The following is a 12,657-nucleotide window of genomic DNA, read 5'->3' as shown; positions in this document are numbered from 1 at the left end:
GCCGCGTGACCGATTCCCGAGTTCCCTACTTCCACGTCGATGCTTTCACCGCCCGCGCCCTGGGTGGCAATCAGGCGGCGGTGATGATGCTCGATGCCTGGCCTGACGATGCAACGCTTCAGGCGATCGGCGCGGAGAACATGTTCGCCGAAACCGCCTTCCTCGTGCCCGATCAAACCGGCATTGCCGATTTCGAGCTCCGCTGGTTCACCCCTGCTGTCGAAGTGGCGATGTGTGGCCACGCTACGCTGGCATCCGGGCACGTCGTGCTGGCGCAGGACCCGAAGCGGGGCCGTGTCACGTTCTCGACGCGCAAGGCCGGCGTGCTCGAGGTTGCGCGCGATGGCGATCGCTACGTGCTTTCGCTTCCGGCCGTGCCCACGGCTCCCGGTGCTTTCGACGATGCGGTGCCTCTGCTCGGGCCGGCCAAGCCGATCGACGTCTGGCAGGGCGATGGCTACAACATCTTTCATTACGCCACGGCTGACGAAGTCCTCGCACTCGCGCCGGATTTCAAGGCCCTGCTACGGTTCGGCGACACGCAGTTCATCGGCACCGCCGCGGGCAGCGGACATGCCTCGGGCGCAGACATCGTCAGCCGCGTGTTCGTGCCGGGTGGCGGGATTGACGAGGATGCCGCCACCGGATCGGCCCACGCTGCGCTCACGCCGTACTGGGCAAGCAAGCTCGGGCGCGCGACATTCTCGGCGCATCAGGCCTCGGCACGCGGCGCGGACTTCGTCTGCCGCCTCGAAGGTGACCGCGTGTTGCTGGGCGGCGATTGCGTGACCGTGGTCGAGGGGCTGTTCCGCCTGCCGTGAAGCCTCAGCGGTAGAGCGCCACAACGTCCGCCAGGCCGTCCACCAGCGGGGCCAGCTGTTCGTCCGGCGTCTTGCCGAGGCGCACCACAGTTAGCCCGCGGCTCGGGCTGACGATCACGTACTGGCCGAGATGGCCGATGCAGGCGAACAGGTCCTTCGGGCCGCGATCGGGAAACAGCGAAGACTCGCCGTTCGTCGGAGTACGGTTGAGCCAGATCTGCGCGCCGTACTGCGCCTCTCGTGGCGAGGGCGTGACCATGAACTCGATCCACTGCCGCGGGATGATCTGCGCGCCCTTGACCGAGCCCTTGTTGCGCAGGAACTCGCCGAACTTCGCCCAGTCGCGCGCGGTGCCGTGGATCAGCGAACCGCCGATCAGAGTGCCCGCGGCGTCGAATTCGGGCAGCATCGATTTCATGCCAGCCGGTTCGAACAGGCGGGTGCGCAGGTAATCGGCCACGGCCTGACGGCGATTCTCCGGGTTCGGCGCGGGCGAGAGCACGCGCGCTGCGAGATCGGCGAGGATCACGCTGGTCGCCGAAGAGTATTCGAACTTGCGGCCCGGCTCCGCTTCGAGCGGCTGGTCCTCGGCATAGCGCGCCATGTCGTCGCGACCGTCGAGGAACAGCATGCGCACTTCGTCGGATTCGTAGACCGGATCGATCGCTTCGGAATGGCGCAGGCCCGACCGCATCTGCAGCAACTGGCGAAGCGTGATCTCGCCGCGCGGATCGCCGGGGCGCTGCCACGCCGGGACCGGCGCGGTCTCGTCCAGCCGCAGGCGCCCATCGGACACGAGCATCCCGATCATCACGCCGGTGACCGACTTGGACATCGACCAGCTGACGAAGCGGGTATTCTCGTGATAGCCCCCGGCATAACGCTCGGCGACGATGCGACCGTTCTTCATCACGATGACAGCGCGCGTCTCGCCCATCTCGGGCGCGAACAGGGCGTCGATCGCGCGGGCCAGCTTTTCGCGACCGGTGCCGGGGTCCTTGACCACCGCCTTCAGTGCTTCTTCCGAGACGGGCGGCGGCCCTTCGGCCTCATTCGTCCCCCGCGAACAGCCAGCCACGGCTGGCAGCAGCGCAAGGGTCAGGATAAGGGAGAGCGAGCGGCGGGCCATCGGGCCAGTCCTTTCGACCAGAATCGGCAGTCATGGCAACCGGCAACCACAGTTCCCCCACAGCTCCGTCATTGACGATCGTACCCAAACGCAGCTGGCGCTGGCGCGCGCTGCTGATCGCACTCGCTCTGCTGCTTGCGGTGCTGGCGACGTTCTGGTCCGCAATTCATGGCTATGCGACGACAGGGGCAAGCTATGGCGCGCGCGTGGCATGTTCGTGCCGCTTCGTCGGCGGGCGCGAACTTTCCGATTGCCGCAAGGACTTCGAGCCGGGGATGGAACTGGTGTCCCTGAGCGAGGATGCCGAGGCCAAGAGCGTGACAGCACGCTTCGCCCTGCTGTTCAGCCAGACCGCAACCTATCGCAAGGGACCGGGCTGCGTGCTCGAGCCGTGGAAGAAATAGGGCGCAGGAATTGAAGCTTCAGGCGTCCCAACGCTCGGTCGAATCGATCCAGCCCCCGCCGACCACCCGCTCGCCCGCATAGAGCACTGCGGCCTGCCCCGGAGCGACGCCGTATTCGGGCTGCAGGAAGCGGATCGTTGCGCTGGCGCCTTCACCGAACGGACCTTCCAGTTCGACCGGTACGGGCTTTGCCAGCGAGCGCACCTTTGCCGTCAGCGGTCCCGCCGGGAGCGGACCGATGCGGTTGGTTTCCGTGATCTTCGCGCGGCTGACTGCCAGCATCGGACGCGGCCCCACCAGCACGCGGCGCTGCGGCGCATCGAGACCGATCACGTAGAGCGGTTCGGGCTGTCCGCCGATCTCGAGGCCGCGCCGCTGGCCCACGGTATAGTGGATGATGCCGCGATGGTGCCCGAGCACTTCGCCACTGGCAGCATGGACGATCTCGCCGGGCGCGTCGCCTTCGGGCCGGACCGACCGCACGATCTTCGCATAGTCGCCATCCGGCACGAAGCAGATGTCCTGGCTGTCGGGCTTGGCGGCGACGACGAGGCCCATGTCCTCGGCGATGCGGCGCGTTTCGGTCTTCGGCAGGCCGCCCAGCGGGAAACGCAGGAAATCGAGCTGGGCCTCGGTCGTGCCATAGAGAAAGTAGGACTGGTCGCGCGCCGGATCGAACGCACGGTGGAGTTCGGGGCCGTCGGCACCGACCACGCGGCGCACGTAGTGACCGGTCGCCAGGCAATCTGCACCCAATTCGCGGGCCATCGCCAGAAGATCGGTAAACTTCGGTCCCATGTTGCAGCGAACGCAGGGAATCGGAGTCCGACCGTTGAGATAATCATCGGCAAAGCGCTCGACGACTTCCTCGCGGAAGCTGGATTCGTGGTCGAAGACGTAGTGGGCGATGCCCAGGCGGTCGGCCACGGCACGTGCATCGCGGATGTCGTCACCGGCGCAGCATGCGCCCTTGCGCCCGGTCGCCGCGCCATAATCGTAAAGTTGCAGGGTAATGCCGATCACTTCGGCCCCGCTTGCCGCAGCAATTCCCGCCACGACCGAACTGTCGACGCCGCCGGACATGGCAACGACGATGCGCCGCGCCTTGACCGGTTGCGGCAGGTCGAAGAGGTCTGGAAGTGTTGCCGTGTCGAGCATGAGGCGCGCCATAGTCGGTTTGGCGCCGCAGCGCAAAGCGTGCGGCAGGAACACGGATTCGGACCGTCACAAGATAAACAACAATTAAACGGCGCCTTTACCGGACCTTAGCCATCTCGCGCCTAGAAGCACCGCGATGGATATGAGTTTGAACGATCATGCGGCGTTTTTCGGCGGCGATACGGTTTCGACAGCCGGGTCCGGGTTGCGTCCGCTGTCGTGGCACGGGCTGTGCGCCCGCATCGCCGCAACGCAGGATCTGCGCCGATCGATGTGTGCGGAAGGCGAAGATGGGCTCGCCGAGGAAGGTGGCAGTTTCCACAGACTCACCGCCGCCTTCATTGCGTCGAACGTATGGGGCAATCCACCGCATGAACGGGTCGTTAACCTTAAGTCTTCAGCGAATGGCAAAGCAGGACTGGGCACATTCGCCGCCGATATGACCGTGACGCGGCAAGGCCGCGCCGAAGCACGAGGCTGACATGATCGAGAACCAGAAAATCCGTCCGGCACAAGTCATCGGCCCGCTCGGCGAACCCCTGACGCTCGACAGTCTGCCGCCTGCCAACACCACGCGCTGGGTGGTCCGGCGCAAGGCGGAAGTCGTAGCGGCAGTGAACGGCGGGCTCCTGACCATCGACGAGGTCTGCGAGCGCTACAACCTCACGCTCGAGGAGTTCGCATCGTGGCAGCGCGCGGTCGACCGCTCGGGCATGCAGGGCCTGCGCGTGACCCGGATCCAGCATTATCGCGACCTGTACGAGCGACAGCTCAAGTATTGATCGCAACAACCAGCTCCATCCGCGGCGGCCGCTTCCTTCGGGAGGCGGCCGTTGTTCTTTGGGGCATCTGTTCCGTTGTTCGCTTGCACTGCAAAGGTATCCGGCGGGTTACAAAAAGTTACAGGTGCAAGAAAGACACGGTGTCCATTTCGGCATAAGTCCTTCGTCGAGACGGAATTGCGCCTCGTCGGAAGGGTAGCTATTGCAATGCAATGACCTGCCATACGGCGGTGCCGCATGCTTGCGGCAAGTGCGTTATGAATGTAACACACCTACTCGAATTTCAAGGGGCCTGCCCTCGCCCCGCCGCGGGACGAAGGCATTGACGAACATGAACTACGAAACGACGATCAACGCCGACAATACCGTCTCGCCCGCTTTTGACGGAGAGGGCGATGGTCGGCTGTCGTCCCGACGCATCTGGATCATCGGTGCAGCGGTTCTGGCGGTTCTGGCAGCAGCGTGGTTTCTCATGCACCGGGGCGATGGCAATGCCGCTGCCGATGCGCAGGAATCGCAGGCGCAGGTCGTGACCGTCGTGGTGCCCGGTACCACCACCATCGCTGGAACCATCACGGCCAGCGGCACGATTGCCGCGCGGCGCGAGATGCCGGTCGGGGTTGCCGGGGAAGGCGGGCAGATCGTGCAGGTGCTGGTGGATGCGGGCGACTGGGTCCGTGCAGGCCAGGTTCTCGCTGTGATCGACCGGTCGGTCCAGGGCCAGCAGATCGCGAGCCAGGCCGCCAATGTCGAAGTGGCCGCCGCCGATGCCCGGCTGGCACAGGCCAACCTCGATCGTGCGCTGAAGCTGGTGGAGCGCGGATTTATCTCAAAGGCAGACATCGACCGGCTCACCGCCACCCGCGATGCCGCCAATGCACGGGTGCGGGTGGCAAGGGCCAGCCTTGGCGAACTCGGTGCCCGCGCTGCGCGTCTGAATATCGTCGCGCCGGCGGCGGGTCTTGTCCTGACGCGTGCGGCCGAACCGGGCCAGATCGTTACCCCGGGTTCTGGCGTTCTGTTTTCCATGGCGCGTGACGGGCAGATGGAAATGCAGGCCCGCCTTTCGGAATCCGACCTTGCGCGTCTTGCGGTGGGCGCGAGCGCGGAAGTCACGCCTGTCGGCACCGACCGCAAGTTCTCGGGTCAGGTCTGGCAACTCTCGCCGACGATCGACCAGACCAGTCGCGAAGGGATCGCGCGCATTGCCCTTGCCTACGACAAGGTCCTGCGCCCCGGCGGCTTTGCCACCGCAACGCTGGTTTCCGGGACAACGAACGCGCCGCTTCTGCCGGAATCGGCCATCCTCAGCGACGATAAGGGGTCCTACGTCTTCGTCATCGACCAGGATGACAAGGCGGTTCGCCGCCCGGTGAAGACCGGTCAGGTCAGTGCGAAGGGCATCGCCGTCGTCGAGGGCCTTTCGGGCCGCGAGCGGGTGGTGCTGCGGGCCGGCGGCTTCCTCAATCCGGGGGACAAGGTCCGGCCGGTCGTTCAGAAATAAGGGCTGGCGATGAACTTCCAGAACATCTCGGCCTGGTGCATCCGCAACCCGGTCGTACCCATCGTCCTGTTCCTCGGGCTCACGCTCGCTGGCCTCGTCTCGTTCATGCAGATGAAGGTCCAGGACAACCCGGACATCGAATTCCCGGTCGTCATCGTGCAGATCAGCCAGCCCGGCGCTGCTCCGACGGAGATCGAGAACCAGATCACGCAGCGTGTCGAATCGGCCGTGCGATCGATCGCCGGTGTCGACACGCTGACGTCGACTGCCTCCGAAGGCAGCAGCCAGACGCAGGTCCAGTTCAAGATCGGCCAAGACATCAACGCCGCGGTCAACGAGGTCAAGAACAAGGTCGATCAGATCCGTTCCGACCTGCCCGAGGGCATCCTCGAGCCGCAGGTGTTCAAGGTCGAGACCTCATCCAACCCGATTGCCTACTTCGCGGTCGCGGCGGACGACATGACCATCGAGCAGCTCTCGTGGTTCATTGACGATACGATCGCCAAGCGCCTGCTGACCGTGCCCGGCATGGCCGAGGTCAGCCGTTCGGGCGGGGTCAATCGCGAGATTGCCGTCACGCTCGATCCGATGAAGATGACAAGCCTCGGCGTCACTGCAAGCCAGGTCAATGCAGCGCTGCGCCAGGTCAACATCAACGCGGCAGGCGGCAAGACCGAAGTGGCCGGCTCGCGCCAGTCGGTTCGCGTCCTCGGCAATGCGAAGACCGCGTACGAACTGTCGCAGACCGAGATCAGCCTCAGCGGCAATCGCACGGTGCGTTTGGCCGACGTTGCCGATGTCAGCGATTCCTATAGCGAACTGACCTCGATCGCGAAGTTCAACGGCAAGCCTGTCGTGACCTTCTCGTTTTCGCGTGCGCGCGCGGAGTCCGACGTGTCCGTCTATGACGGTGCGCTCAAGGAAATGGAGAAGATCAAGCAGGAGCAGGGCGGCAAGATCCACTTCGAGCTCCTGTTTACCTCGGTCATCCAGACCAAGGATCAGTACCGTTCGTCGATGAACGCGATGGTCGAAGGCGCTGTCCTGGCGGTGGTCGTGGTGTTCCTGTTCCTGAGGGACTGGCGCGCGACGATCGTGTCGGCGCTGGCCATTCCCCTGTCTTCGATCCCCACGTTCTGGGTCCTTGACCTGATGGGCTTCACGCTCAACCAGATGTCGCTTCTGGCGCTGGGGCTTGTCGCGGGCGTACTGGTCGATGACGCGATCGTCGAGATCGAGAATATCGTCAGACACATGCGAATGGGCAAGACCGCCTATCAGGCGGCGATCGACGCCGCCGACGAAATCGGTCTCGCGGTTGTGGCGACGACGTTCTCCATCGTAGCCGTGTTCTTTCCCGTGGCGCTCATGCCCGGCGTATCCGGCCAGTTCTTCAAGAACTTCGGCCTGACCGTGGTCATCTCGGTCCTGTTCTCGCTGCTGGTCGCGCGCATGATCACCCCGATGATCGCGGCCTATTTCCTGCAGGCGCACGGCGAGGCGGAGCATGGCAGCGGGCCGTGGATGGACAAGTACATGAAGGTGCTGGGCTGGTCGCTCGATACCTCGAAGGCGAGGGCCTACCGCGCCGAGCATCCGCGCCGCCGCTTCCGCGCGCGCTTGCGCGACCACCGGTTGTGGATGATGGGCATCGGGGCCGGTGCCTTCGTGCTGACCATCGTCATGTTCATGTCGATCCCGGCACAGTTCTTCCCCGACGCCGACAGCGATTCGAGCACGGTCACCATCGAAATGGTCCCGGGCACGACCTTGCAACAGACCGAGCGCAAGGTGGGCGAGGTCGTCGACCTGCTCGCCAAGCAGCCCGAGGTGGAATCGCAGCTGGCCTCGGTGCGGGAGGGGCGCGGCAACATCTATGTCAACCTCCGGCCCGACCGCGAACGGACGAGCCTGGTCTTCGAACGCGAACTGACCCCGCAATTGCAGTCCATCTCGGACATCCGGGCGAACTTCCAGGCCCAGGGGCCGAGCGGTCCCGGTGGCGGTTCGGGCCGACCGATCAGCATCATGCTGGCCGGGTCCGATCCAGAATTGCTGCAGAAGACCGCACAGACGCTGGTCGATCAGATGAGCACGCTGCCGCTCGTCGTGGCACCGCGCATCAGTGCCGACTTGCGCCGGCCTGAAGTGATCATCAAGCCAAGGCTTGATCTTGCGGCGAGCCTCGGCGTGACAACGCAGACGCTGAGCCAGGTGATCCGCATCGCGACTCAGGGCGAAATCGACCAGAACAGCGCCAAGTTCTCGCTGTCCGATCGCCAGGTTCCGATTCGTGTGAAGTTGCCGGAAGCCTCGCGCCGGGACCTTTCGACGCTGGAGAACCTGCCGGTTCCGACCGCTTCGGGTGGATCGGTTCCGCTGTCGCGCGTGGCCGAGATCGAATTCGGTTCGGGGCCGACGCAGATCCAGCGCTACAACCAGAGCCGCCGCGTCTTTGTCGGTGCGGACTTGCCTCCGGGCGTGGTCAAGGGCGATGCAATGAACGCCATCGCGAAGCTGCCCGTAATGCGAAATCTGCCGCAGGGCGTTTCCAACACTGCGGCGGGCGAAGACAAGTTCCAGGCCGAGCTGATGTACAATTTCGTCATCGCCGTCGCTTCGGGCATCTTGCTGGTATTCTCGGTACTGGTGCTGCTCTACCACCGCTTCATCTCGCCGCTGGTGAACATGGGGTCGCTGTTCCTCGCCCCGCTGGGCGGCTTGCTGGCGATCGGACTGATGGGGCAGGCGCTGTCTCTGCCCGTGTTCATCGGCATTCTCATGCTGTTCGGCATCGTTGCGAAGAACTCGATCCTGCTGATCGACTTCGCAATCGAGGAGATGGCCACCGGGAAGGCCAAGCTCGAGGCCATTACCGAAGCCGGGCACAAGCGTGCGCAGCCGATCATCATGACCACCGTGGCCATGGTTGCCGGCATGATCCCGACCGCGGTTTCGGTCGGCGGCGATGGTGGATGGCGTGCTCCGATGGGCGTCGTGGTGATCGGCGGGCTCACGCTGTCCACGGCCTTGACCCTGCTGATCGTGCCGGCGGGCTTCAGCCTTGCCGACGGTCTCGAGAAGCGCGTCGGGCCATGGCTCGCCCGCAAGGTTCTCGGGCATGAGCCGGCACCAAGGCCCGTTGCCAAGCCGATTGTACCAGCCACGCGGAACGAACCGCAGCACGAGGCATTTCCGGCGGAGTGACCGCCAGATCGCAACAGCCCGTCGAAGCAGCGCCTTCGAACCCCAGCGGACCCGTCCGCATCGGTAGAGGGCGCGCAATGCCAATGGTGGTTGATCGTGCCCGGCGGATGCGTATCGTCGCCACCTGCCTGCTGGTGGCGATGGCGCTGATCTATGTTGCCACCCGACGGTATGAGGGACTGCATCCGGCAATCGGCTTTATCCGGGCTTTTGCCGAGGCGGCGATGGTCGGTGGCCTGGCGGACTGGTTTGCGGTAACCGCGCTGTTTCGGCATCCGCTGGGGCTGCCAATCCCGCACACGGCGATCATACCCGAAAACAAGGACCGCATTGCCGATACGATGGCATCGTTCCTGCAGGCCAATTTCCTGACTCCGCAGGTTGTCGCGCGCCGCATGGGGGCGGTCAACGCCGCCGCCGCCGCCGGTGCGTTTCTGTCCGATCCGCGGACGGGGGAAAGCCGCTTGCGCGATGGGGCGGCAGGGTTGCTGGCCGATGTGCTGGAATCGCTCGATCCCGATGAACTTGGCGGTCTTGCCAAGGGCGCATTGCGGACGCAGCTGGAGAAGCTGGAACTGGCGCCATTGCTGGGCCAGCTGCTGGGCGCGGCAATCGCCGATGGGCGGCACATGCCGGTCATCGAAAGCCTGATCCGCAAGGCTGCAGAGACGATCGAGGCAAACGAGCCTCTCATCCAGTCAACCATTCACGAGCGCGCCAACACGATCCTGCGCTGGACAGGCCTTGATGAAAAGCTGGCGAATGCCATCCTCGATGGCCTTTACAAGCTTCTGGCTGAAACGCTGGTCGTCCCCGACCACCCGTTGCGCCGCAAGATCGAGGAAGGTCTGGCAACGCTTGCCGACGATCTGGTGAACGACGCCGATATGCGCGCGAAGGTCGAACGGATGAAGCACGAGGTGCTGGCCAATCCGGCATTCGGCCGGTGGCTGGACGGATTGTGGGAACGTGGCAGGATGCGCCTCCTGCAGGTCGTCCGCAACCCGCGCGGCGCGCTGGGCGGCCAGTTGGGGGCAAGCCTTGCCGAGCTTGGCAATGCGCTGCAGCGCGATGTGCGACTGCAGAAGGTGGTCAATCGCTTTGCCCGGCGGACGCTGGTCGGCGTGTCGACACGCTACGGCGCGCAGATCGTGCGGCTCGTGTCCGAAACCGTGAAGCGGTGGGACGCCCGCACCGTGACTGATCGCATCGAGGGGGCGGTCGGCCGGGACCTGCAGTTCATCCGCATAAACGGCACCCTGGTCGGCGGACTGGTTGGCCTCGTGTTGCATGCGATGGACGTAATGTTGTGAACGAGCTGCCGCAGTTGGAGACGGATCGGCTGATCCTCAGAGTGCCGGGTCGCGACGATTATCTTCTCCTGCGCGATCTTGTCGCCGATCCCGAAGTACATCGCTTCCTCGGGCCTCGGCCGGAAGACCCTACCACAGACATGTTTTCGCGTGCCCTGCGCGGCGCTGGCTCATGGCAACTGTACGGTTACGGCATGTTTCTCGTGCACGAGAAGGGCAGCAATGTCTTCGTCGGGCAAATGGGCCTGTTCCATTCACTGCGCGGCTTCGGCAAGGGGCTTGATGACGTGGTCGAGGCAGGGTGGATCGTGGCGCGGCCCTTCTGGGGCCGTGGCTATGCACGAGAAGGCATGGAGGCGGCGCTGGACTGGTTCGACCGCACTCACGAGCCGCGCCGCATCGCTTGCATGATCGAGCCTGAGAACCATTCGTCCGTGCGACTGGCCGAGCGTCTTGGCTTCGTTCGTTATGACGAACATATCTTCGAGGACGAAGCGGCTGTCGACCTTTACGAGCGGGTCATAGAGAGCTGACTGCGGGAAACGGCACCGCAGAGGGATCGGCTAGATTGCCGGCGAGCAGGCGCGCGGCCTGTCGCTGGAGTTCCTCGATCGGGAAGGGCTTGGTCAGGACCGCGGTTCGATCCTCCAGACGGGCATCGTTCTGCAGCACTACGCTGTCGGCGTAACCTGTCACGAACAGCACGCCGAGATCCGGCAAGCGGCGGCGCGCCTCGTCGGCAACCTGTCGGCCGTTGAGTCCGCCTGGCAGGCCCACGTCGGTGACAAGCAGATCGATATCGGGGTAGCGATCAAGCACGGCGAGCGCCGCTGCGCCATCGGCAGCTTCGATGCAGCGCATGCCGATCATGGCCAGCGCGTCGAGCATCATCATGCGCACGGTAGGTTCGTCGTCCACGACCAGCACGGTGGCATCGGGCGGCGTATCGAGGCCACGGATGTCTGCGTGCTCCACGACATCTTCAAGCGCAGCATCGTGCCTCGGCAGGTAGATCCGCACTTGCGTGCCCACGCCCTGCGTCGAACGGATCCGGACAATGCCGTTGCTCTGGCGTGCAAAGCCGTAGACCATTGACAGGCCCAGGCCTGTTCCCTTGCCCGTGGGCTTGGTCGTGAAGAAGGGTTCGAACACGCGGTCGAGATCTTCGTCGGCAATGCCCACGCCGGAGTCGGACACGGTGATCGTCATGTAGTCACCGGATGGAAGACCGCGGCTTCGCGCATCGTCCTCGTCCAGCGTGAGATTGAGCGTCGAAATGGCAAGCGTGCCGCCGTCCGGCATCGCGTCGCGGGCATTGATGCACAGATTGAGCAGTGCGTTCTCGAGCTGGTTGGCGTCTACCAGCGCGAGCCAGAGTGCAGGATCGAGATCAGTCTGCACGGCGATCTGCGGCCCCATGGTGCGCCGGACGAGTTCGATGAAGTCTTCGATGAGGCGATTGGCATGCGTTGCCCGCGGCGAGAGGGTCTGGCGCCGTGAAAACGCAAGCAACCTGTGGGTCAGTGCTGCAGCGCGTTGTGCGGCGCCAAGCCCTGCTTCGACATAGCGTGGCACCTCGTCACTGCGGCCTTGGTTCACGCGCCGGCCTACCAGCTCGAACGCGCCGGTTATACCTGCCAGGAGGTTGTTGAAATCGTGCGCGAGGCCACCGGTCAACTGGCCCACCGCTTCCATTTTCTGCGCCTGGCGCAGGGCGTTCTCGGCCTGCTCACGCTGCGCGAGCGCATCGGCAATCCGCTGTTCGAGCGTTTCATTGAGCTGGTGCAAGGCACCTTCGGCCCGGACCCTCTCGGTCACGTCCTTGAACAGGACCGCGACCAGCCGATCCTCGAACGTGCCGATGCGGAACGACGAAACCTCGAGGTGGCGGTTGGTTGCGACCAATTCGTTGCGGAACCGGATTGGCTCGCCCGTGTGCAGCACCTTGCCGTAGAAGGCGATCCAGTCATCGGCCTCGTCAGGCACCATGTCGCGCAAGTGCTGTCCGACCACGTTCGGAATTCCGGTGTGCCGCTCGTAAGCAGGGTTGGCTAGGACGTGGACATAGTCACTGAGGGGGCCGTGGGGCCCATCGAGGAACTTGATGACGCAAAAGCCATCGTCCATGTTCTCGAACAGGATGCGATAGATCTCATGGCCGACAGCGGGCGCGCGGAAAGACGGATCCGCTACGGCGACGCCGTCTTTCACGGATGGGTCGATTCAGGCGAGCAGGATTGGGCGCAGTCCATCGCATGCCAAACGCAGTTCATCGCAGCTTGTTCCCGCGTCCTGCCAAAAGGGGTGGGAATACGAAAAAGGCCGGAAGGATTGCTCCT

The 12,657-nt window shown here is 64.4% G+C and carries 11 protein-coding genes; 8 read left to right on the top strand and 3 right to left on the bottom strand.

Annotated features, from left to right (window positions below):
• Positions 1-5: 5 nt before the first annotated feature.
• Complete coding sequence (locus tag AC3WLM_RS08165) at positions 6-821, top strand: PhzF family phenazine biosynthesis protein (RefSeq protein ID WP_492477095.1); 816 nt, start codon at positions 6-8, stop codon at positions 819-821.
• Positions 822-825: 4 nt separating this feature from the next.
• Here the strand turns inward: AC3WLM_RS08165 and AC3WLM_RS08160 are convergent, their stop codons facing one another.
• Positions 826-1,950 (bottom strand): serine hydrolase domain-containing protein, encoded by a 1,125-nt coding sequence (locus AC3WLM_RS08160; RefSeq protein ID WP_492477094.1) that lies wholly within the window; start codon positions 1,948-1,950, stop codon positions 826-828.
• Positions 1,951-2,021: 71 nt separating this feature from the next.
• Between AC3WLM_RS08160 and AC3WLM_RS08155 the strand changes: the two genes are divergently transcribed.
• The gene (locus AC3WLM_RS08155; protein WP_492477093.1) at positions 2,022-2,354 is read left to right on the top strand and encodes a hypothetical protein; all 333 of its coding nucleotides are present in this window, start codon (positions 2,022-2,024) and stop codon (positions 2,352-2,354) included.
• An 18-nt stretch (positions 2,355-2,372) separates the two neighbouring features.
• Here the strand turns inward: AC3WLM_RS08155 and mnmA are convergent, their stop codons facing one another.
• Positions 2,373-3,524, bottom strand: a complete 1,152-nt coding sequence (gene mnmA / locus AC3WLM_RS08150) for a tRNA 2-thiouridine(34) synthase MnmA (protein ID WP_492477092.1) — start codon at positions 3,522-3,524, stop codon at positions 2,373-2,375.
• Between the two features lie 136 nt (positions 3,525-3,660).
• On the opposite strand from mnmA, the gene AC3WLM_RS08145 reads away from it, so the two are divergent.
• From AC3WLM_RS08145 to AC3WLM_RS08120, 6 genes are all read left to right on the top strand, one after another.
• Positions 3,661-3,993, top strand: coding sequence for a hypothetical protein (locus tag AC3WLM_RS08145; RefSeq protein WP_492477091.1), 333 nt, complete (start codon positions 3,661-3,663; stop codon positions 3,991-3,993).
• Between the two features lies 1 nt (position 3,994).
• On the top strand, positions 3,995-4,294 hold the full coding sequence (gene sciP / locus AC3WLM_RS08140; protein ID WP_039337836.1) for a CtrA inhibitor SciP: 300 nt from the start codon (positions 3,995-3,997) through the stop codon (positions 4,292-4,294).
• A gap of 331 nt (positions 4,295-4,625) precedes the next feature.
• Entirely contained in the window at positions 4,626-5,798 is a 1,173-nt protein-coding gene (locus AC3WLM_RS08135) for an efflux RND transporter periplasmic adaptor subunit (protein WP_039337837.1), read from the top strand.
• Positions 5,799-5,807: 9 nt separating this feature from the next.
• Positions 5,808-9,005, top strand: a complete 3,198-nt coding sequence (locus AC3WLM_RS08130) for an efflux RND transporter permease subunit (RefSeq protein ID WP_039337838.1) — start codon at positions 5,808-5,810, stop codon at positions 9,003-9,005.
• Between the two features lie 107 nt (positions 9,006-9,112).
• Positions 9,113-10,318, top strand: a complete 1,206-nt coding sequence (locus AC3WLM_RS08125) for a DUF445 domain-containing protein (protein WP_062343481.1) — start codon at positions 9,113-9,115, stop codon at positions 10,316-10,318.
• Positions 10,315-10,851 carry a GNAT family N-acetyltransferase gene (locus AC3WLM_RS08120; RefSeq protein ID WP_492477090.1) on the top strand — a complete coding sequence of 179 codons (537 nt, stop codon included), beginning with the start codon at positions 10,315-10,317 and terminating at the stop codon, positions 10,849-10,851. The genes AC3WLM_RS08125 and AC3WLM_RS08120 overlap by 4 nt, the downstream gene beginning before the upstream one ends.
• On the opposite strand, the gene AC3WLM_RS08115 is transcribed toward AC3WLM_RS08120, so the two are convergent.
• Positions 10,838-12,529, bottom strand: coding sequence for an ATP-binding protein (locus tag AC3WLM_RS08115; RefSeq protein ID WP_492477089.1), 1,692 nt, complete (start codon positions 12,527-12,529; stop codon positions 10,838-10,840). The two genes, AC3WLM_RS08120 and AC3WLM_RS08115, sit on opposite strands and share 14 nt — an antisense overlap.
• Between the last annotated feature and the right edge of the window lie 128 nt (positions 12,530-12,657).

Source organism: Novosphingobium sp. FW305-C-30-35, assembly GCF_058783135.1.
Note: the sequence above shows the minus strand (reverse complement) of the source record. Positions and strands in the feature narration are given on the sequence as shown.